Source organism: Roseateles sp. (assembly GCF_039929605.1).
Classification (GTDB): Bacteria; Pseudomonadota; Gammaproteobacteria; order Burkholderiales; family Burkholderiaceae_C; genus Pelomonas.
In genome coordinates this window covers 71,723-92,774 of record NZ_JBDSQX010000033.1, presented here as the reverse complement: position 1 = coordinate 92,774, position 21,052 = coordinate 71,723, and the positions used below count along the sequence as shown (strand labels likewise).

The window sequence follows — 21,052 nt, the reverse complement described above, 5'->3', positions numbered from 1 at the left end:
CTGTGAATCCCACCGCCGTTTTCGAGTACGCCCGCACCCCGCCACCCAGCAGCCTGCAGCTGCTGGGCCGCGTGGCGGGCCATGCCTGGCAGCAGACCCGCACCGAAGGCCTGGCCGACGGCGTGCGTGCGCTGTGGGGCGCCGGCCGCATGCTGGGCGAGCGGTCGGTGCTGGCCGAGCTCTTCGCCATCCCCGCCTTTGCGCAGCTGATGGCTGCCCAGCCGCAGGCCGACGCGCTCTTCTTCATCAGCCACCGGCACTTCCTGTCGCGCGAGTTCGACACCGCCGCGCGCGTGGCCAGCGTGCTGGCGCACTTCAACTTCGAGCAGGCGCATTTCACGCCCGCGCTGCTGCAGGCCCTGCACGGCGACGGCCTGCGCCTGTGGGGGCAGGCCGCCGGCTGCGAGATCCGCCTGCGCGCCAATGCCACCGCGCGCCACGAAGGCCCGCTCAGCCTGGTGCTGCGCCGAGGCGGCCAGACGGTGCACGAACTCTCCTTCGCCTGCATCGACGCACAACAGCTGGGCGCCGAGATGGGCAGCGGCCCGGTGCTGTTCGCCACGCGCAACCAGTCCCTGCCGCCAGACGCACCCGAGGCGGCGGGATTTCGCGCTGACTTCCCGCAGAACTCGCCGGCCTGTTTCGCGCTGGCGGCGTTGCAGGGCGTGGCCGCCGCCCTCGGCCAGCAGCGCATCGTCGGCGTACAGGGCGACCGCCAGATCGCCTTCGAGCCCTGCCACGAGGCCAGCTTCAAGCGCGCCTATGACGACCTCTGGCGTGGCTTGGGCGGGCGCCCCGTCGGCGGCCACGGGCTGGAAATGGCGATGCCCGCCGCCCTCGCGCCGGTGGAGCAGCTGCAGGCCAAGCATCGCGCCCGCGCACACCAACGGCGCGAGCACTGGCGGCAGATTGCCGAGGTTGCCGAGGCGGCACTGAGCCCCTATCTGAAACGCTGAAAGCAGCCCTGTGCAACACTGGCCGATGCCTTCCCAGACATCGCCCAGACCATGAAGCTGCTCTTCGTCTCCGACCCGCTCGCCACCTTCAAGACCTACAAGGACTCGACCTTCGCGATGATGCGCGAGGCTGCGCGGCGCGGGCACAGCATCCTCGTCTGCGAGCCGCAGCAGCTCGTCTGGCTGCGCGGCGGCCGCGTCACCGCGCGTGCTGCCGTCGAGATCACGCTGACCGGTGACGCCGTGGACTGGTTCAAGGTCGAGTCCACGGCCGACCTGGCGCTCGCCGACGTCGACGCCGTGCTGATGCGCAAGGACCCGCCCTTCGACAGCGAGTTCTTCTACACGACCCACCTGCTCAGCCAGGCCGAGCGCGAAGGCGCCCGCGTCTTCAACCGTGCCAGCAGCCTGCGCGAGCACCCCGAGAAGCTGGCCATCCTCGAGTTCCCCGAGTTCATCTCGCCGACCCTCGTCACGCGCGACCCGGCCGAGATCCGCGCCTTCCACGCCGAGCAGCGCGACATCATCCTCAAGCCGCTGGACGGCATGGGCGGCATGGGCATCTTCCGCGTCAAGGACGATGGGCTGAACCTCGGCAGCATCATCGAGACGCTGAACAAGGAGGGCACGCAGACGGTGATGGTGCAGCGCTTCATCCCGGCCATCACCGAGGGCGACAAGCGAATCCTCATCATCGGCGGCAAGCCCGTGCCGCACTGCCTGGCGCGCATCCCGCAGGGCAATGAGGTGCGCGGCAATCTCGCCGCCGGCGGCAAGGGCGTGGCCCGCCCGCTGACCGCACGGGACCGCGAGATCGCCGACTACCTGGGCCCCATCCTCGCCGCGCGCGGCCTGCTGCTGGTGGGCCTGGACATCATTGGCGAGAACGTCACCGAGATCAACGTGACCAGCCCGACCTGCTTCCAGGAGATCACCGACCAGAGCGGCTTCGACGTGGCGAAGATGTTTGTGGATGCGTTGGAAGAGGCGCTGGCGGCGGCGCTGGCATGAGGCGCCGGGACTTCGCTGCAGCTGGCCTGGCCGGCCTGACCCTGCCCGCCTTCGCCCAGGACGCTGGCTTCGACCGCCAGGCCGAGGCCTTCATCGAGGCGCTGTGGCAGCTCGACCCCGATGCGGCCATCGCGGCCGGGCGGTTCGAGTTCGCGCAGCGGCTCACGCCGCCCAGCGCCGCGCAGCGCGACAAGCGCCGCGCCTTTATGAAAGGCTGGCAGTCGCGGCTGGAGGCGGTGTCGGACGCAGGCCTGTCACCCGCTCAGCAGATGGACCGCGCCATGCTGCTCGCCAAGGTCCGCAGCGACCTGTGGCGCCTGGACGTGCTGCGCGAATGGGCCTGGAACCCCGCCGAGCACAACCCGGCCGGCGCCATCGACCTCATCCTCACCACCGACTGGGCGCCCGAGCAGCAGCGCGTGAAGGCGCTGCACCACCGCATCAAGCGCCTGCCGGCCTTTTACGCCGCAGCGCGCGCCAGCCTGGCCGACGTGACACGCGAGCACACCGAACTGGCGCTGCAGCAGGCGCCGGGCGTGCTGGCGGTGCTGGACGATGTCGAGTCTCACGCGCAGCAACTGGGCCTGGGCTCGCTGATGCGGCCCGACCTGCACGCCGCCCGCCAGGCCGTGGCCGGCTACCAGGCGCACCTGAAGCTGCTGCTGCCCACGGCCAGGCGACCGTGGCGGCTCGGCGCCTTGTACGAGGCCAAGTTCGGCCACGACATCCAGTCCGCCGCGACCGGCCGCCAGACCTACGAGCTGGCGCTGGCGCGCCGCGAGGAGGTGCTGGCCAGCATGCAGACGCAGGCGGCGGCGCTGTGGTCCGCCGTCATCGGCGCCGAGGCGCAACCCGCCGACCGCTTTGCGCTGATCGGCCGCGTCATCGCCAAGCTCAGCGAAAGGCACGTCGCCCGCGAGAAGTTCGTCGACGAGATCCGCGCACAGATCCCGCAACTCGAAGCCTGGGTGCGCGACAAGGACCTGCTGACGCAGGATGCGAGCAAGCCGCTCGCCGTGCGCGAGACGCCGGCCTACCAGCGCGGCGTGGCCGGTGCCAGCATCGATGCGCCCGGCCCCTACCGGCCGCAGGACCGCACCTTCTACAACGTCACGCCGCTGGACGAGCTCACGCCCGAGGAGGCCGAGAGCACGCTGCGCGAGTACAACCACTGGATCCTGCAGATCCTCAACATCCACGAGGCGATTCCCGGCCACTACACCCAGCTCGTCTACGCGAACAAGTCGCCGAGCAAGGTGAAGGCGCTGTTCGGCAGCGGCTCCATGGTGGAAGGCTGGGCCGTCTACGGCGAGCGCGTGATGATCGAGAGCGGCTACGAGGCCTCGCCGGAGATGACGTTGATGTGGGGCAAGTGGCATCTGCGCTCGGTCACCAACACCGTGCTCGACTACAGCGTGCATGTGCTCGGCATGGCCGAGAAGGATGCGCTGGACCTGCTGGTTAGGCAAGCCTTCCAGACCGAGCGCGAGGCCAAGGAAAAGTGGCGCCGCGTGCAGCTCACGTCGGTGCAGCTGACGAGCTATTTCAGTGGCTATAGCGAGATCTTTGCGCTGCGCGAGCAGTTGAAGTCAAAGCCCGGCTTTCAGCTCAAGGCCTTCCACGAGCAGTTCCTCAGCTACGGCAGCGCGCCGGTGAGGCTGATTGCGGCGGAGATGGGCAGGTAGCTATCTCAAATCACTCGATTGCCGCAGCGAGTTGCTGGATGTTCGGGACTTGCTTATCAAGTTGGCTCTGATTCACTACGACTTGTTTTCCTAGCACCATTCGCTTTCCTGAAGTCAGGCTTGCAATCGGTATTCCGCTGGCGCCAGAGACTACCGAGGCCGTGTTGGCATCGTTGACCTCGTACTGAAACATTTGCTTGAATGCGCGCTTGTTGGCGGGCACAGGCGCTCCATTTGGATGGATGCAAAACAATCCTGCATTGGATTGCCAAACGGCATGAATCTCATCACCGATCTCGTTCACGACACTCTTGAACGCCGCAGCAGACGATCCGCTTGCCTGGGTAAGACGGTTGCCTACGTACATGTAGAGCTGCGGTGACGACATGCGGTACCGCTGAGTGTTCAAGAAGAATTCAGATTGAGCTTGGCCGGGGTAGCGCTGTACGCCGTAAACGAGCGAAAGAACAGCTCGCACGGCTCGCTTCGATGAACCGTCAGCCGAGAAGGGAACGATCAGGCGATCCGATGCAGACAAAGCCAGCTCGGTGTAGATGGAGAAGCTTGGATTGCAGTCAATGAAGACGGTGATCTGCTCCTGATCCCAGGCATGCTGGATATCAGCGATCAGATCGCTAATCCAAGTGTGAACAATCCGCCATGCGTCCTGTGGGCCGGGATTCGTCGCAGCAGTAATCCGGGACGCCTGTATTTCGAGCTGCTCATCGCCAACAACCAAATACAAGTTGTCAGGCACCATGTTGTTGAAGTCATGGACCCGCGTTGAAAAACGACCGCCAGAGCGCGGATTTGCATAGGGGCTGAAGATTCGCTCTTCCATGTAGCCCGAGATCGTCGAGCGCTGGTTCCCTTGGTGTATTTGGCTCAGATGATGCTCACCTGCCAATATGCCGCCTAGCAACATGGACGAGGAGTTCGCCTGAGGGCACAGGTCGATCACGAGCACTCGCTGGCCTCGATGAGTCCTTGCGTACTCGGACGCTACTTGAAAGGTGAGATAGCTTTTGCCAACGCCACCTTTGTTGTTCCAGACCGAGTAGATGGCCATGTGAATGCGCTCCAACAGTTGAACGGCGCGGATCGTAGCCGACAGCTATGCCTTACTGGTAAGGCGCGTTTGCCCAGCAGCCGAATCCGCTCGCGCATGACCCGAAGCTCTGCATCACAGGCCGAACTTGTCCCGCACCCTCGGCGCCGTCGCCTCCTCGTCATCCGCCACCCACACCGGCCCCGACCCCTCATTGCGCCGCCACTTTCGAGGCACCCGGTCCAGCGCAATGAACCACGCTGTCAGCCCGCCGTCCTTGTCGATGCGAAAGCGCAGGAAGCCCTTGTGGTCCTGCCCGTCCAGCGCCGAGTAGCCGTTGTTGGTCAGGTAGCCCAGCCGCGACATCAGCGCGAGGTAGGCGCCGAAGACGCCCGCGCCCACCAGGCCGCCAATGCTGAACACGCCCAGGCCCACCAGGCAGGAGTGCACGATGAGGCCGGCGGGCTCGGTGCGGTCCCCTATCCAGCCCAGTTCGCCCACCAGTTGGTGGCCCCAGAACTCCAGGCTGTAGACGGCCAGCACATGCACCGCCGCGTGCAGTGCGCCGATGCCCCACATGATGATCCAGCGGCAGATGGGGTTCACTGTCGGCGGCAGCTCGTCGACCGTCTCGCGACCCATGACCATGCAGCCGAAGGCCATCAGCAGGTTGATCAGAAAGCCCAGCGGGCTGAACACCATGGCCTTGAGCCAGAGCATGAAGACATGCCAGTAGTCGCCCATATCGAAGCGCCACATCGCCTTGAAGCCGTCGGGCTCGAACGAGTCGACGAAAGGCATGGAATTCAGATAGGCGTTGAACCAATACAGCGCGCCCAGCAGCACAGCGAACCAGGCATTGCCGCCGCCGCCGCTGGCGTCGCGACGGAACAGCGCCAGCAGGTTGCCGATGCAGCCGGCCCGTGAGGTCTCGATGTCCGGGTAGGCGGTGGCCTCGATGCGCTCGAACTCGCAGCCCGCATGCGCCTTCTCCGTCAGGCCGATGGCCAGCGCCGGCTGAGATGTGAAGGGCTCGGGCGGAATGCAGTCCTGCGTGTCGAACTCCTGCAGCCGCACGGGGCGCTTCGTCGGCTTGGTGTGCGTGGGGTGCGTGAACGCGCCGCCCGTGCCGCAGATGACGGCGCGGCCCCAGTTCACAGAATCCCAGCGCAGGTAGTGGTGCAGGTCGCCGGCCAGGCGCAGCTTCACGCGGCCACGCAGCAGGCCTTCCAGCGTCTGGTAGCGCTTGGGGTGGCTGTCGTCGGCACCGTCGCCGATGGGCCGCGTCCAGTAGGGCTCGGGGTAGATCAGCAGCACGCGGTCTTCGGGCTCGATGTGATATTCGTGCCCGTCGTCGGTGACGAGGCCGCGCTCGCTCAGCAAGGCTTCGAACTGCTCGTACTGGTCACGGTCGATGTCGTGGTCCAGCGCAAAGTCCAGCCCCAGCGCCCACCAACCGCCGGGCAGCCTGATGCAGAAATAGGTCTGGCGCTGGGGGATCTTGGCGCCCAGCAGCGGCGCGGAGTCATTGCGGCGCGTGAAGTAGCGGCTGAAGGTGGAGGCCGAGTCCATCCAGTCGTGGTTCTGCGGAATGGCGGCCAGCGTCAGCCGCCGGCCCCGCACGATGGTCGGCTCATGGCTGTTGCGCACGGCCTCGAACATCTCGACGAAGCGGTAGCGGTAGTCGTGCGTGCTGGCGGCCGGGTAGGCCAGGTCGCCGCCGAACATCAGCAGGCTGCCGCGCGGCAGCGTCTGGCCGCTCAGCTGCAATTCGTCCGCCAGCGCCGCGTTCGCAACGGCGTAGCAGGCGTTGCCGCCATCGCCCGTGTCGGCGATGAAGTCGAACCAGCACTGCCCCTTGAAATCACCGCCTGCCTCGGGTTCGCTGCGGTCGATGACCTTCATCGGCAGCGGCTGGCTCTCGCGGCCGTCGCGGTTGCGCAGCTCGTCCAGCGACGACAGCGCCTGTCGCGCCGCCGTCCACAGCACGTCGGGCTGATACCAGGCGACGGGATGGCGTTCGTGCGGCGGGACGGAGCGGCCGAGCTTGGGTAGTGGCATGGGCCGGGATGATCGTCGGCTGGGCGGCGGCGTCAATAGGCCACGACAGGGGCCGACCTAGTTCAGCGTTGCCTTAGCATCCGCGCTCCACTTCACGGAGCCCGAATGCCCTGGCGCCGACTGGCCATTGGCCTGGTTCTCAGCCTGACCCTGGCCGCGCAAGCGTCTGCCGATGCGACCCGCCTGCAGGCCCTGCTGACCGAGCAGCAATACGCCGCCGCCCGCCCTGCGCTCGATGTGCTGCTGCGTGCGCCCAAGCCGAGTGCCGACGAGCGCGCCGTCATCTACCAATGGCTGTTCGCCCGCGACGACGGCGCCGCCGTTGACCGCCGCACGCTTGGGGTGTTGAAGGCCACCGAGGTGGACGCCGTCGACCTGCTGGCCGCCGGCCGCCTGGCGCTGGACCGGCGTGATTTCGAGCGCGCGAAGCAATGTTTCGAGCGCGCACTGCGCAAGGCCGTTCGGCCCATCGACCAGACCCATGCCCTGCGTGGCCTCGGCCAACGTCACTACCAACTGCGCGAGTTCGACGCCTCGCTGCAGAAGCTGGAGCAAGGCCTCGCCGCCGAGCGCACCGCCGACGGCCTTTCGGCCCTGGCCGACACGCTGATCCGCCTCGGCCGCACCGAGGACGCCATCGCTGCGGCCGAAGCTGCCATCGCGCTGAACCCCCACCACGAGGCGGCCCACTACCTGCTCGGCAACGGCTACGCCCGCGAGAACTACACCCAGCTCGCCGCGCGGCTGGGCCCCGCATTCGCGCCGCTGCTGGCCGACGTGCGGCGCGCGTCCGATGCCTTCGAGCAAGGCGACTTCGACCACGCGCTGGCCGTCAGTCTGGCCGTGCTGGAACGCTGCCCGCAGCTCGGCCGGGCGCATGCCATCGCCGCCAAGGCGCTGGAGTCGCAACGCTTCACGGTGGACGTGCACCGCGCCGCCTATGAGCGCCGCTTTGCCGCCACGCCCATGCCCGCCGTGCCCGGCATCGAGCGCTATGTGCTGAACTGGCAAGACCTGTCGCCGCGCCACCGCAAGCGCGTGGCGCTGTCCGTCGCGCCGTGGCGGGCCTTCATCCCGGTGCTGGTGGAAGGCGGCGCGAGGCACTTCATCAAGCCGATGTGGATGCGCCTGTCCGAGACGCCCGAGGCCCACGCGCTGAAGGACGCACGCATCGACTACGACTCGCGCCTGTGGGACGACGTGCGCGGCATGGGCGGCCACTTCACCGTGACCGGCATCGAGGATGTCGAGCGCAGCATCTTCGACAAATACAACACCGTGCTGCACGAGCTGACCCACCAGGTGCACGGCGTGCTGACGGCCGATCAGTCGAGGGGAATCGAGGCGCTGTACCAACAGGCCAAGGCGCGAGACGCGAAGACGGCTGACAAGGCCAATGCGGGCTTTTTGTCGCGCTACGCGGGCGGCTCGGTGTGGGAGTACTTCGCCGAGGGTGCCAACGCCGAGATGTCGCCACGGCGCGATGCCTACGACGGCCGCGAGATCGTGCGCGAGCGCCTCATCGCGATGGACCCGGCGCTGCGTGCATCGGTCAAGCGCTTCTTCGCCCAGCGCGACACGCGTGCCAGCCTGCCGATTGCCCTCGTCAAGGCCGGCCAGCAGAAGCTGGAAGACGGCAAGCTGGCGGACGCCGCGCCGCTGTTCGAGCGCGCGCTGGCTCTGGCGCCCGATGACGAAAGCGCGCTGGCCGCGCGGCTGAGCGCGCTGGCGCTGGAAGGCAACGGCGCCGCCGCCCGCGAGCTGGCCGGCCGTGCGCTGGCCAGCCACCCGCACAGCGGTGCGCTGCGGGTGGCGGCGGCCGATGCGCTGTGGCATGGCGGCAGCCCGCTGGCCACCGAGGTGCTGCCGGGCCTGTCGCGCGGCATCGCGCAGTTGAAGGGCGAAGACCGCTTCCGTGTCGACCTCGCACTGGCCGACCACCACCGGCGACTGGGCGATGTGCCGCGCGCACTCGCCAGCTACGACGCCGTGCTGGCCTACCAGGGCGATCAGCCCGACGCGCTCTGGGGCCGCGCCGCCACGCTGGCGCTGGACGGCCGCTGGGACGAAGCCTTCACGCAGTACGAGGCCGTGCTGCGCCTGCGCACCGGCCTGCTGGCGCTGCGCCGCGACTACGCGCTGGACCTGCTGCGCGCCGGCCGCCGCGAGCCGGCGCGGGCGCAGATCAAGGCCGCGTTGCTGCTGGACCCGCGTGACCCCGACACCCTAGCCCTGCAGGCCTGGCTGGGCCTGGCCGATGGCGACGCCGCTGCCGCCCAGCGCGCTGCCACCGAGGCGCTGGCGCTGGGCCCCTGGAGCGACCTCGCCCTCATCGTGCAAGCCGGCGCGCTGCGGGCGCAAGGGCAGGGTGATTCCGCTCAGGCCGCCCAGGCCGCACTCGCGCCGCTACGCCAGCGCATCGCCGCTGGAACGCCGCCGGGCTATGTCTACCGGGCCGACAAATCAGAGTGGCTGTCGGTGCACGAACTGCCGGCGGTGCAGCGCCGCGTCATGGAGATGTTGCTCAAGTGAGAGCCTTGCTGCGCCGCCTGGAGGCGACCCATCTGAACGGCTTGGGCGTGGCGCTGGGCGTCGCGACGACGCACCTCGTCATCAGCGCGCTGTTTGGCGAGACGGCCGGCCTCGCGGCGGTGGGCGGGGCCGTCTGCGCCAGCCTGCCCGACGTACCCAACCCGCCGCAGCGCGTGCTGCCCCGGGTGCTGCCGGCCGCGTTCGCTGCCGCCCTCGTCACGCTGCTGGTGGGGTTGGTGGACGGCTCGCTGGCCTTGACCGTGGCGCTGGTCGCCTTGGTGACCTTCCTGTCGCTGATGACGCTGGCCTGGGGGGCGCGCGCCGGGCCGATGTCGTTTTCGCCGGTGCTGGCCATGGTGTTCGCCATGGCCTGGGACCGCACGGCCGGCAGCACCTCGCCGGTCGAGCATGCGCTGTGGGTGGGCCTGGGCGGCTGCGTCTACGCCGGCTGGGCGCGCGGCGCGGCCGTCGTGCTGCGCCACCGGCTGCGTGAGCTGGCCCTCGTGGAGGCCTTGCGCGCCAGCGAGCGGCGCGTGCGTTCGCGCGCCCAGCGCATCGCGCTGGCCGTGGGCGCCAACGAAGCCCGCATCCGCGCCTCCATCGCCGATGACGTCGTGCTGGCCGACGCCCTGCAGGCCGCGCGCGACCAGGTCTTCGCCGCTCGCCGCTCGCCGCGCAGCCGCCGCCAGACCGACCTCGTGCTCGGCCTCATCGAGCTGCGCGACCTGTTGCTCGCCAGCCGCCTGGACACCGAACTGCTGGGCCAGGACTTCCCCGGCCGCCAGTGGCGCGCCGCGTTGGCCGACTCGCTGCGCCTGCTGGCCGATGTGCTCGGGGCCCTGGCCGACACCCTGGCCTCGGGCGCGCCGCTGCCCGAGGTTTCGGCCGAAGCCTGGCGCAGCCAGCTCGCCGACCGCCTGGCCGCCATCCGCGTGCCGGCCGGTGACTCGCGCAGCCACCTCGTGTCGGCGCTGGAATCGCGGGTCGGCCACATGCTGGACGACGTCTGCGCCATGGTTGCCCGCCAGGCCCGGCGCGACGACGTCGACAGCCCCTGGACGCCGCAAAGGCTCGCCCCCTTCATGTCGCCCGAGGGCTGGCCGCTGGCCGCGCTCAGGCCTCACTTGAGGCTGCAGTCCAGCGTCATGCGGCATGCGCTGCGCTCGGCGCTGGCACTGTCGTTCGCCTACGCGCTGGGTGCCGCGCTGCCGTGGGCGGCCCATCCGTTCTGGCTGATGCTGAGCGTGGCCGTCGTGCTGCGCGGCAACCTGGAGCAGACGCTGGCGCGCCGCAACAACCGCATCATCGGCACCGTGCAGGGCTGCCTGCTGGTGCTGCTGCTGGCCCATGTGGAATGGGTGCCGGCGCTCAGCGTCATCTTCATCGCGGCGGTCGGCACGGCGCACGCCTACGTGAACCGCCGCTACCGCGTCGCCGCCACGGCCGCCACGCTGATGGCCCTGCTGCAGCCACTGATGCTGGACCCGACCAGCAGCCCGGCCATCGGCGAGCGCCTGGCCGACACCTTCATCGGCGCCGGTCTCGCGTGGCTGTTCAGCTTCGTGTTGCCGAGCTGGGAGCGGGCCGCCGTGCCGCGCCTGGGCACGCAGTTGCGCGGCGCGCTGGCGCGGCACGCGGCCAGCATGCTGCGCTGGGCGCCCGATGCCGACGCGCAGCTCGCCCAGCGCGTGTCGCGCCAGCAGGCCTACAGCGCGCTGGCGGCCCTGGCCGGCGCCGGCCAGCGCACGCGTGTCGAGCCCGAGCGCGTGCGCCTGCCCGACGCCCAGATCGAGGCCGCCCTGAGCCACGGCTACCGCCTGATGGCGCTGCTCGGCGCCGTGCAGCAGCAGGTGCAGCGCCGCGCCGGCAGGCTGGACGCCAGCAAGGCCGAAACCGCGCTGCCGATGGCCCTCAAGGCCTGCGTGGACGTGCTCAATGGCGAGCCCGCCACGGGCACCGACCCCGCCGAAATCCCCGACGCCGATGCCGGCGCCTGGCCCGAGCATCTCGGCCAGCAAGACCTGACGCCGTGGCTGCTGCGCCGCCTCAGGCTGTGTCGCATCGAGGCGCGCGAATTCGTCACCGCGCTCGACGGACTGTCAGCCCCTCGCCCAGTCTCGCCCCGCTGAACGCGGGCGAGTCTGGGCGGTCCCCCGTGGGGACGGCGATGCTCGCGGCATTGAGCCGCGAGCACATCGCCCGCGGTCCGGCTTGGGGCGGCCCGGCGCGCGGCTCGCGGTTTAATGCATCGCAAGTCATCGCGTAGGAGTAATTGACATGAGCATTCAGACCCGCGCGGCCGTTGCCTGGAAGGCCGGCCAGCCGCTGAGCATCGAAACGCTAGACCTCGAAGGCCCAGCCGATGGCGAAGTTCTCGTCGAGATCAAGGCCACCGGCATCTGCCACACCGACGACTTCACGCTGTCGGGTGCCGACCCCGAAGGCCTCTTCCCCGCCGTGCTGGGCCATGAGGGCGCCGGTGTCGTGCTGGAGAGCAAGGTGCCCTGGCTGAAGCCCGGCGACCACGTCATCCCGCTCTACACGCCCGAATGCCGCGAGTGCAAGTTCTGCCTGAGCCGCAAGACCAACCTCTGCCAGGCGATCCGCTCGACGCAAGGCAAGGGCCTGATGCCCAACGGCACCTCGCGCTTCTCGCTGAACGGCGAGCCGATCTTTCACTACATGGGCACCAGCACCTTCGCCAACCACATCGTCGTGCCGGGCATCGCGCTGGCCAAGATCCGGCCGGACGCGCCCTTCGACAAGGTCTGCTACATCGGCTGCGGCGTGACGACCGGCGTGGGCGCCGTGCTGTTCACGGCCAAGGTGGAGGCGGGTGCGACGGTGGTGGTGTTCGGCCTTGGGGGCATCGGTTTGAATGTGATTCAAGGCGCCAAGATGGTGGGCGCCGGCAAGATCATTGGCGTGGACATCAACCCGGCGCGCGAGGCGATGGCGCGGCGCTTCGGTATGACGGATTTTGTGAATCCGAAGGACCATGCCAACGTCGTCGACCACATCGTTCAGCTCACCGATGGCGGCGCGGACTATTCGTTCGAATGCGTCGGCAACGTGCAGCTGATGCGCCAGGCGCTGGAGTGCACGCACAAGGGCTGGGGGCGTAGCATCATCATCGGCGTGGCACCGGCGGGGGCTGAGATCTCGACTCGTCCTTTCCAGCTCGTGACCGGCCGCAAGTGGGAAGGCTCGGCGTTCGGTGGGGCGCGTGGGCGCACGGATGTGCCAAAGATCGTCGACTGGTACATGGAGGGCAAGGTGCACATCGACGAGCTGATCACGCACAAGCTGAAGCTGGAGCAGATCAATGAGGGGTTTGAATTGATGAGGCGAGGGGAGTCGATCCGGTCGGTCGTGGAGTTCTAAGGTTGCTTTGGCGGCTGTCCTGATGGACTCGGTGCATTGCCGGGAGTCCGCCCCGGCGGCCGGGTAACTTTGGCTTCGTCGAAACCTTCGGTTTTCTTCTGCGGGGCCAGAAGAAAGTCACCAAAGAAGAGGCCCTGAATCCGCACTCCAGCGGGGTGGCGGGCTTGGCACTGGATTGCGCTTAGACGCGACCCGCTGCTGTCCTTGTGAAGAGTGTTACTGCCCGCGCCAGCACGCCGCTTAACGCCGGCTGCACGCCGAGCTCACCAGGAATGCAAACTGCCGCGTTCCCGTCGAGTTCTGCCTTGCATGTGCAAACCGGAAGCGCGCGCACAAGCCACCCGCCAAGCCCTGGCTTGGGGCAAGAAGCCGTGCTCCGAGAAAGACCGGGCACGGCAGCTGATCACGTCAAGCCGAGGGAGCTTCGCAGCGCGGGTCCCAGCGGCGGTCGACGTTGGTCAAGTCGGTCTTGGCCTCGCCAGTCTCGGTGAAGCGCCACGCGCAGTAGCCGTACTGGAACCAGCGCCTCGCCGGGACACGCGTCATAGACGAGAGTTCCTCCGGAGTGTGGTGCCAGTGCGGGGGTATGAGCGCGAAGAAGACGTCGTTGGACACGCGCCGGAATCTCAGGCGCATGGACAGCAGCGCATGCCGCATCGAGCCTCGTGGCGCAAGCCGATCGCAATCTGGGTGCGAAGCGAAGTAGCGAATGCCCTGCAGCGCTTGGCCGAGGTTAAGGATGGTGTGCTTGAAGTATTCCTCTAGGAATTGAATCATGTGAGGTATGGAGGTCGAGGTCGTCGTAGACCGCCTGGCGCAGCTTGTGCGTGGCGGCCGGCTCTTGGGGGCTATGGATGGCGTACCTCATGATTCGTTCCTTACCGCGTGCAAATGGGCGCGTGGTCTGCATTGTGCGGACACGCTACGGTGCCCGCTGCGGCCGGCCGCGCTAAACCGTTGCAGCCGCCTCGCGAACCAGCCCGTGAACCGCATCAGCCCCTTGCGCTGGGGCAGCAGAACTGGCTGTTCGCCGGCAGCTTGCGCAGGGGCAAGCTTGCTGTGGCCGTGATGACTTTGATCCACTCGGCCAAGCTCAACGGCCCGGAGCCTTACGCCTACCTTCGCGACGTGCCGCAGCGCTGGTCGCCACCAGCTTAGCGCCGTCATCCACGGCCGTGTCTGTCAAGGTGAGTTGGGCAGACGCTTACGCCGCGTCGCCCGAGCGACGCTGTCTTGGGCTGTTCTCGTGAGCACGGCGTGCAGCCGGCGTTAAGCGGGCTAACGGTGCGATGGATGGTGCTCTTCACAAGGACAGCAGCGAGAGCGCAGCGGGTCGCGTCTAGGCGCAATGGCACCGGTCGTTTTCGCGCGCCGCTGATGGCAGCGCCGCGCTCGAGTGCGGTTCAGGGCCTCTTCTTTGACTTTCTTCTGGCCCCGCAGAAGAAAACCGAAGGTTGCGGCGAAGCCAAAGTTACCCCGCCGCCGGGCGGGACTCCCGGCAATGCAGCGAGCAGACGCACTGCCTGCAAAACGCGGCACCCCCCACGTTTGCAATTCATGTGGGAAGCCACACCCCCACGCCACACGATCAAGCCTAAGCTGCCGCCCAACCCAGCCACTCGCAGAACTGCCCGGAGACGCGCATGCAAGCCATAGCTACAACCACCGGCAAACAGCCCATCTACAAATCGCTGTACGCCCAGGTCATCATCGCCATCGTCATCGGCGTCCTCGTCGGCCATTTCTGGCCCCAGACCGGCGAGGCGCTCAAGCCGCTGGGTGACGGCTTCATCAAGCTGATCAAGATGATCATCGCGCCCATCATCTTCTGCACGGTGGTGGTGGGCATCGCCGGCATGGAGGACATGAAACGCGTCGGCAAGACCGGCGGCTACGCGCTGCTGTACTTCGAAGTCGTGTCGACCATCGCCCTCATCGTCGGCCTCGTCGTCGTCAACCTGCTGCAGCCGGGCGAGGGCATGCATGTCGACCCCAAGACGCTGGACACCAAGGGCATCGCTGCCTACACCGGGCCCGGCAAGCTGCAGGACACGGTGAGCTTCCTGCTGGCCATCATCCCGACGACGGTGGTGGACGCCTTCGCCAAGGGCGAGATGCTGCAGGTGCTGCTGATTGCGCTGCTGTTTGGCTTTGCGTTGCACCGCTTCGGCGGCCGCGGCACGCTGGTGTTCGACGGCATCGAGAAGACCTCGCACGTGCTGTTCGCCATCGTCGGCATGATCATGAAGGTCGCCCCCATCGGTGCCTTCGGCGCCATGGCCTTCACCATCGGCAAGTACGGCCTGGGCTCGCTGGTGTCGCTGGCCAAGCTGATGGGCGCGTTCTACGCCACCTGCCTGATCTTCATCTTCATCGTGCTCGGCACCATCGCCAAGGCGCATGGCTTCTCGGTGTGGAAGTTCATCAAGTACATCAAGGAAGAGCTCTTCATCGTGCTGGGCACCTCGTCCAGCGAGTCGGTGCTGCCGCGCATGATGGCCAAGCTGGAGAACCTGGGCGTGCGCAAGTCCACGGTGGGCCTGGTCATCCCGACCGGCTACTCCTTCAACCTCGACGGCACCTCCATCTACCTGACGATGGCCGCCGTCTTCATCGCGCAGGCCACCGACACGCCGATGACGCTGATGCAGCAGATCACGCTGCTCGGCGTGCTGCTGCTGACCAGCAAGGGCGCTGCGGGCGTGACGGGCAGCGGCTTCATCGTGCTGGCGGCCACGCTGTCGGCCGTCGGCCACGTGCCGGTCGAGGGGCTGGCGCTGATCCTGGGCATCGACCGCTTCATGTCCGAGGCGCGCGCGCTGACCAACCTGATCGGCAACGGCGTGGCCACGGTCGTCGTCGGCAAGTGGACGGGCGACCTGGACACGGCCCGCCTGCAGGCCGTGCTGAACAACGAAACGCCCGCCGAGGCGGAAGAGCCCGAGGAAGTCCTGGATAAAGTCGACCGACACATGGCGACTTGAGGGTTGGAATGGAACTGTTGTCGGAACATGGCTGCTTTGGCGGCACCCAGCGGTTCCACCGCCACGAATCGGCCGAGATCGGCCTGCCGATGCGCTTTGCGCTGTTCCTGCCGCCGCAGCCGAAGGCGTTGCTCGTCTTCCTCGCCGGGCTGACGTGCAACGAGGAAACCTTCACCACCAAGGCCGGCGCGCAGCGCCTCGCAGCCGAACTGGGCCTGGCGCTGCTGATGCCCGACACCAGCCCGCGCGGCGCGAATGTGGCTGGCGAGAGCGAATCATGGGACTTCGGCGTTGGCGCCGGCTTCTACCTCGACGCGACGCAGGAGCCCTGGGCCAAGCACTGGCGCATGGAGAGCTATCTGCTCAACGAGCTCCTGCCGCTGGTGCAGCGCGAGACCGGCCTCACCAAGACGGGCCTGTTCGGCCACTCCATGGGCGGCCACGGCGCGCTGACGCTGGCGCTGCGCCACCCGGGCCGCTTCGCGTCGCTGTCCGCCTTCGCCCCCATCGCCGCGCCCATGCGCTGCCCCTGGGGCCGTAAGGCCTTCGCCGGCTACCTGGGCGAGGACCGCGCCGCCTGGGCGGGCCACGACGCCAGCGAGCTGATGAAGGCCCGACACGCACCGCCCTACCCAGGCGGCATCCTCATCGACCAGGGCCTGGCCGACAAGTTCCTGGCCGAACAACTGCACCCCGAGGCCTTCGAAGCCGCCTGCGCCGCCGCCGGCCAGCCGCTCAACGTCCGCCGCCACGCCGGCTACGACCACGGCTATTACTTCATCGCCAGCTTTGTCGACGACCACCTGCGCCACCACGCCAGCGCCCTGATTTGACGAGTCCTGCGGAGCCGTCGGGGACAATCGCCCGATGGCAGTCCTCTCCCTCACCAACGCCCACCTCGCTTTTGGCCATGTCGCCTTGCTCGACGGTGCCGGTTTCTCGCTCGAAGTCGGCGAACGCGTCGGCCTCATCGGCCGCAACGGCACCGGCAAATCCTCGCTGCTGAAGATCCTCGCCGGCCTCGAGAAGCTCGACGACGGCCTGCTGCAGCAGCAACAGGGCCTCACCAACGTCTACGTGCCGCAGGAACCCATCCTGCGTGGCGACGCGACCATCTTCGACGTCATCAGCGAGGGCGTGGCCGAGGCCAAGGCGCTGCGCGAGCGCTACGAGATCCACGACGAGAACGACGACCTGGCCTGGGTGCAGGAGCGCATCGAGCACATCGGCGCCTGGAACTGGGAGCAGCGCGTCGAAGAAACGCTGCACCGCCTGGACCTGGACGGCGAGCGCCTCGTCGGCAGCCTCTCCGGCGGCCTGAAGAAGCGCGTGGCGCTCGGCCGCGCGCTGGTGGCCCAGCCCGACGTGCTGCTGCTGGACGAGCCGACCAACCACCTGGATCTGGACGCCATCACCTGGCTGGAAGGCCTGCTGAACGACTTCAAGGGCTCGCTGCTGCTGATCACCCACGATCGCGCGTTTCTCGACAACGTCGCCAACCGCATCGTCGAGCTGGACCGCGGCCAGCTGCGCGGCTACCCCGGCAACTACGCCGCCTTCCAGGCCGCCAAGGCCTACGAGCTGGAGAACGAGGCGCTGTTCAACGCCCGCTTCGACAAGCTGCTGGCGCAGGAAGAGATCTGGATCCGCAAGGGCGTGGAAGCCCGCCGCACGCGCTCCGTCGCGCGCATCCAGCGTCTGGACGTGATGCGCCAGGCCCACGCGGCGCGGCGCGACGTGCAGGGCAAGGTCAGGCTGGACATCGACACCGGCGGCGCCAGCGGCAAGATCGTGGCCGAGCTGGAAGACGTGTGCAAGAGCTACGGCGACCGCGCCATCGTGCGCGACTTCACCGCCACCATCCTGCGCGGTGACAAGGTCGGCCTGATTGGCCCCAACGGCGCCGGCAAGACGACGCTGCTGAAGATGATCCTCGGCGAGCTGGCGCCCGACAGTGGCTCGGTGCGCCAGGGCTCGAAGCTGACGGTCGCCTATTTCGACCAGATGCGCGACACGCTCAACCTCGACGCGACGCTGGCCGACACCATCAGCCCCGGCTCGGAGTGGATCGAGATCGGCAACCAGAAGAAGCACGTCAAGAGCTACCTCGGCGACTTCCTGTTCTCGCCGGCACGGGCTAACTCGCCCGTGCGCACGCTGAGCGGCGGCGAGCGCAACCGCCTGCTGCTGGCGCGCCTGTTCGCGCGGCCGGCCAACGTGCTGGTGCTGGACGAACCCACCAACGACCTCGACATCGAGACGCTGGAACTGCTGGAGGAGCTGCTGGCCGAGTACGACGGCACCGTCTTCCTCGTCAGCCATGACCGGCGCTTCCTGGACAACGTCGTCACGTCCACGCTCGTCTACGAGGGCGATGCGCGCTGGCGCGAGTACGAGGGCAGCGTGCAGGACTGGCTGACGCAGTCCAAGCGTGCTGCGGCCCTGCAGGCCCAGCAGCCCAAGGCCGCCGCGCCCACGCCTCCGCCGGCTGCGCCTGCGCCCGCGCCGGTCGTCGCCAGCAAGCGCAAGCTCAGCTACAAGGAGCAGCGCGAGCTGGAGGAGATCCCCAAGGCCATTGCCGCTCTGGAGGCCGAGCAGAAGCAGCTCCACGCGCTGCTGGCCGGCAGCGAGCTCTACGCGCAGGGCGCCGCCCGCATCGCCGAGGTGACCGACCGCGCCGCCGATATCGACGGCGAGTTGCTGGAGCTGATGGCGCGCTGGGAAGTGCTCGAAGCGAAGTGAGGCTGCACCTCGCCCAGTCTCGCCTCGCTGAACGCGGGCAAGCCTGGTCGGTCCCCCAGGGGGGCGGCGATGCTCGCGGGGAAGGCCCCGCTCGCACATCGCCCGTGGGCCGGCTTGGGAGCGGCCCAGCGCTCGGCCCGCGCGCAAGTCGTCAACGCACCATGGAACACTGACATGAACGCCTTGCATCACGAATGGCTGGCGCTGCAGAGCCAGCACGAGCGCTACGAGGCCTTGGCGCTGGGCGTGAAGCTCAGCGGCTTTGCTGCCGTGGTGCTGGTGCCGGACCCGCGCGTCACGCTGCCGCTGCTGGCCCTGCTGTGGCTGCAGGAGGGCGTGCTCAAGACCTTCCAGGGCCGCCTTGGCGACCGCCTGCTGGCTATCGAACCGGCGTTGAAGTCAGGGGCTGCCGACGCCGCAGCCATGCAGTTGCACAGTGACTGGGCCGCCCGCCGTCCGCGTGGCCTGGGCTTGGTGGCCCAGTACCTGAAGAGCGCGCTGCGGCCGACGGTGGCGCTGCCGTATCCGCTGTTGATGGCGGTCAGTCTCTGGGCCTGATCAGGCCGGCTGGAGCTGGTCCAGCGGGATCAACGCCGCCATGCCCTTGAGCTGCACGACGGTCTCGCCGGGACGGTGCACGACGTACTGCGCCACATGGCGCTGGCCCTTGTAGCGCACGCTGTCGCCGGGCTTGATGACGGGCAGCGGCGCGATGGCGGGCAGGGCCACACGCGGCGCCGGGCGGGCCTGGCGCATCACGTCGCGAACCTGGCCGTGCAGGCCGGGTGAGTTCTTGGCCAGCGCTTCGAGCGAGCGCGTCATCTGCGCCTTCAACTGCTCGGCCGTGAAGGGTTTCTTCAGCAGGAAATGCGCACCGTGGGCCTCGGCTTGCAGCTCATGCTCGGGCGTGACCTCGAAGCTGAGCAACGACAGATGCAGGCGCGGCTGCGATTCCTTCAGGCGTTGGAACAGCTGGATGCCGGTCAAGGGCGCCCTAGGGAACCAGTCGGTGATGAGGAAGTCGGGTTTGAACAGCAGGCCTTGCGCGAGGGCGCTGTCTGTGTCGGCGCAGCACAGGATGCTGTCGGCGGAGAAGCCCTGGCTTTGCAGCAGCTGGCGGGCGAAAGACTGGACACCGGAGAGCGGGTCGACAACAAGAAATTTCAAAGGTTCGGTCATGGCCAGATCGGATCGCCGCCCGTGGCGATCAACGCGCATTCTGCGGGCGGCCGCAGTGCCGCCCGGCCAGCAAAGGCGCGCCGGCGTGACCTATTCGTCAGCCTTGCAGGCGACAGAAATCGGCGCGCAGGCCGAGTGGCGTTCGGGCCAGATAAAGCTGCACCGCGTCGGTGCCGGCACGGCTCAATGTGTGCAGGCCGTCGCCCAGACTGGGCGGTAGCACGCCGGTGAACGCGAGGCTGAACTGCTCGCCCGGCTGGTGGCTCGCCAGCGGCTGCACCGCCTGCAGCGTGACGGCGTGGCCGTCCACTTCGAAGGCCTGGCCGAGGTGGGCTTGCCAGCTGGCTTGGCCGGACAGATCCCCCAGGCTGGGGCGCACGGCGGCCAGCGCGGCGGTCGTGCCGGCCGCAGCGACGACGGCGGTCGCACCGCTCTTCAGGAAATTGCGCTTGTTCATCATGGCAGGCACTCCTCGGGCTGCAGGGCGGGTCGCAACATGGCCTGGTAGAGGCCTTGGGGCTCGCCCTCGGGAACAAAGCCCAGCCGCTCGTAGAGCCGCCGGGCGGGGTTGTGGGTCTCGACCTGGATGCTCAGGCGCCGGCCACCCTCGGCCAGCGCCCGCAGGCAGCGCGTGCCCAGGCCCTGGCCGCGCCAGGCGGGCAGCAGCGCGATGTCGAGGATGTGCAGGCGGTCGCCGCGTTCGTCCAGCCAGAGGCGGCCGGCCACGTCCTCGCCATTGACGACGATGAGCTGGCAGACCGAGCGCGGGAAATGCCGTGCGTAGTGCTGCTGTTGAGCGCCGTGCTGCTGGCGCACGAAGGCTTCGCATTGCTCGGCCGGCCAGCCCGTCAACGCCAGCTCGTCGGCCCGCGTGCTGGCGTAGATGGCGAGCTGCCGGCCGTCGTCCGCCGGTGTCGCCACGCGCAAGCGGTAGTCCATTCGCGACCTCAGTTACGGGAGGGGAAGATGCCCTGCAGCGCGATGCAGAACGTCAGCGCCAGATAGGGCTGGCGGTTCTCATGCGGCTGGCCGGCGCCCGCCACGCCGATTGCCGAGGCGGCCATGGGCGCGGGCGCGCCCGGTGCGCGGTAGGCGTTGCCGCCACCGATGGCCGTCGGCGCCATCATGTTGCCGACCGGGCTGGTCGATGCGGGCGTGACGCTGGCCATCAGCGCATGGTTGTGGCCGGGCATTTCGCTGGGCTGCAGCGCGACGCTGGCCTGGCCGATGGCCTCGCCCAGGTAGCGCTCGCTGAGGCCGGGACCCTGGCCCGCGCCCATCGCGAAGCGGCCGCCCAGGTTGGGCAGGCCGAAGGTGCTTTTGCCGTCGCCGCCGTAGTAGGTGCCGATCAGCGAGAAGAGGGCGGTGTTCTGGCTGATGGGCATCAGCTGGCCATCGCAGCTCGCCCAGCCCGTGGGCGCGAAGTTGAAGGGCAGCACGCGGATCTCGGCGACGAAGGGGTCGGACATG

General features: G+C 68.3%; 17 protein-coding genes and 1 pseudogene. 11 read left to right on the top strand and 7 right to left on the bottom strand.

Going from position 1 to position 21,052, the window contains the following annotated elements; genetic code table 11:
* The first annotated feature begins 2 nt into the window (after positions 1-2).
* The 3 genes from ABIS05_RS05225 to ABIS05_RS05215 are packed head-to-tail and all read left to right on the top strand — an operon-like array spanning position 3 to position 3,652.
* Entirely contained in the window at positions 3-956 is a 954-nt protein-coding gene (locus ABIS05_RS05225; RefSeq protein WP_348013284.1) for a DUF535 family protein, read from the top strand.
* Between the two features lie 51 nt (positions 957-1,007).
* The gene (gene gshB, locus ABIS05_RS05220; protein WP_348013283.1) at positions 1,008-1,967 is read left to right on the top strand and encodes a glutathione synthase; all 960 of its coding nucleotides are present in this window, start codon (positions 1,008-1,010) and stop codon (positions 1,965-1,967) included.
* Positions 1,964-3,652 carry a DUF885 domain-containing protein gene (locus ABIS05_RS05215; RefSeq protein ID WP_348013282.1) on the top strand — a complete coding sequence of 563 codons (1,689 nt, stop codon included), beginning with the start codon at positions 1,964-1,966 and terminating at the stop codon, positions 3,650-3,652. Before gshB ends, ABIS05_RS05215 begins: the two co-directional genes overlap by 4 nt.
* Before the next feature lie 10 nt (positions 3,653-3,662).
* On the opposite strand, the gene ABIS05_RS05210 is transcribed toward ABIS05_RS05215, so the two are convergent.
* Positions 3,663-4,721 carry a ParA family protein gene (locus ABIS05_RS05210; protein ID WP_348013281.1) on the bottom strand — a complete coding sequence of 353 codons (1,059 nt, stop codon included), beginning with the start codon at positions 4,719-4,721 and terminating at the stop codon, positions 3,663-3,665.
* A gap of 114 nt (positions 4,722-4,835) precedes the next feature.
* Positions 4,836-6,761 (bottom strand): hypothetical protein, encoded by a 1,926-nt coding sequence (locus ABIS05_RS05205; RefSeq protein ID WP_348013280.1) that lies wholly within the window; start codon positions 6,759-6,761, stop codon positions 4,836-4,838.
* Between the two features lie 105 nt (positions 6,762-6,866).
* On the opposite strand from ABIS05_RS05205, the gene ABIS05_RS05200 reads away from it, so the two are divergent.
* The 3 genes from ABIS05_RS05200 to ABIS05_RS05190 all read left to right on the top strand — a co-directional run bounded on the left by ABIS05_RS05200 (position 6,867) and on the right by ABIS05_RS05190 (position 12,677).
* On the top strand, positions 6,867-9,293 hold the full coding sequence (locus ABIS05_RS05200) for a tetratricopeptide repeat protein (protein WP_348013279.1): 2,427 nt from the start codon (positions 6,867-6,869) through the stop codon (positions 9,291-9,293).
* Positions 9,294-9,298: 5 nt separating this feature from the next.
* Positions 9,299-11,422, top strand: a complete 2,124-nt coding sequence (locus ABIS05_RS05195) for an FUSC family protein (RefSeq protein WP_348013278.1) — start codon at positions 9,299-9,301, stop codon at positions 11,420-11,422.
* Between the two features lie 154 nt (positions 11,423-11,576).
* On the top strand, positions 11,577-12,677 hold the full coding sequence (locus ABIS05_RS05190) for an S-(hydroxymethyl)glutathione dehydrogenase/class III alcohol dehydrogenase (protein ID WP_348013292.1): 1,101 nt from the start codon (positions 11,577-11,579) through the stop codon (positions 12,675-12,677).
* A gap of 408 nt (positions 12,678-13,085) precedes the next feature.
* Here the strand turns inward: ABIS05_RS05190 and ABIS05_RS05185 are convergent, their stop codons facing one another.
* Entirely contained in the window at positions 13,086-13,454 is a 369-nt protein-coding gene (locus tag ABIS05_RS05185; protein WP_348013277.1) for a hypothetical protein, read from the bottom strand.
* Positions 13,455-13,670: 216 nt separating this feature from the next.
* Between ABIS05_RS05185 and ABIS05_RS05180 the strand changes: the two are divergent.
* The 5 genes and pseudogenes from ABIS05_RS05180 to ABIS05_RS05160 all read left to right on the top strand — a co-directional run.
* A pseudogene (locus ABIS05_RS05180) lies at positions 13,671-13,835 on the top strand (IS66 family transposase); the annotation flags it as partial.
* Positions 13,836-14,320: 485 nt separating this feature from the next.
* Positions 14,321-15,661 (top strand): dicarboxylate/amino acid:cation symporter, encoded by a 1,341-nt coding sequence (locus ABIS05_RS05175; protein WP_348013276.1) that lies wholly within the window; start codon positions 14,321-14,323, stop codon positions 15,659-15,661.
* A gap of 8 nt (positions 15,662-15,669) precedes the next feature.
* Positions 15,670-16,494 (top strand): S-formylglutathione hydrolase, encoded by an 825-nt coding sequence (fghA, locus tag ABIS05_RS05170; protein WP_348013275.1) that lies wholly within the window; start codon positions 15,670-15,672, stop codon positions 16,492-16,494.
* 34 nt (positions 16,495-16,528) lie between these two features.
* Positions 16,529-18,403: an ATP-binding cassette domain-containing protein gene (locus tag ABIS05_RS05165; protein ID WP_348013274.1), complete on the top strand. Its 1,875-nt coding sequence runs from the start codon at positions 16,529-16,531 to the stop codon at positions 18,401-18,403.
* Positions 18,404-18,577: 174 nt separating this feature from the next.
* Positions 18,578-18,961, top strand: a complete 384-nt coding sequence (locus ABIS05_RS05160; protein WP_348013273.1) for a hypothetical protein — start codon at positions 18,578-18,580, stop codon at positions 18,959-18,961.
* Here ABIS05_RS05160 and ABIS05_RS05155 read toward each other — a convergent pair whose 3' ends face one another.
* The 4 genes from ABIS05_RS05155 to ABIS05_RS05140 form a co-directional block, all read right to left on the bottom strand.
* Positions 18,962-19,582 carry a response regulator gene (locus ABIS05_RS05155; RefSeq protein WP_348013272.1) on the bottom strand — a complete coding sequence of 207 codons (621 nt, stop codon included), beginning with the start codon at positions 19,580-19,582 and terminating at the stop codon, positions 18,962-18,964.
* A 97-nt stretch (positions 19,583-19,679) separates the two neighbouring features.
* Entirely contained in the window at positions 19,680-20,042 is a 363-nt protein-coding gene (locus ABIS05_RS05150) for a DUF6916 family protein (protein ID WP_348013271.1), read from the bottom strand.
* Positions 20,039-20,521, bottom strand: coding sequence for a GNAT family N-acetyltransferase (locus ABIS05_RS05145; RefSeq protein ID WP_348013270.1), 483 nt, complete (start codon positions 20,519-20,521; stop codon positions 20,039-20,041). Before ABIS05_RS05145 ends, ABIS05_RS05150 begins: the two co-directional genes overlap by 4 nt.
* Positions 20,522-20,529: 8 nt before the next feature.
* Positions 20,530-21,051: a tail fiber protein gene (locus ABIS05_RS05140; RefSeq protein WP_348013269.1), complete on the bottom strand. Its 522-nt coding sequence runs from the start codon at positions 21,049-21,051 to the stop codon at positions 20,530-20,532.
* Between the last annotated feature and the right edge of the window lies 1 nt (position 21,052).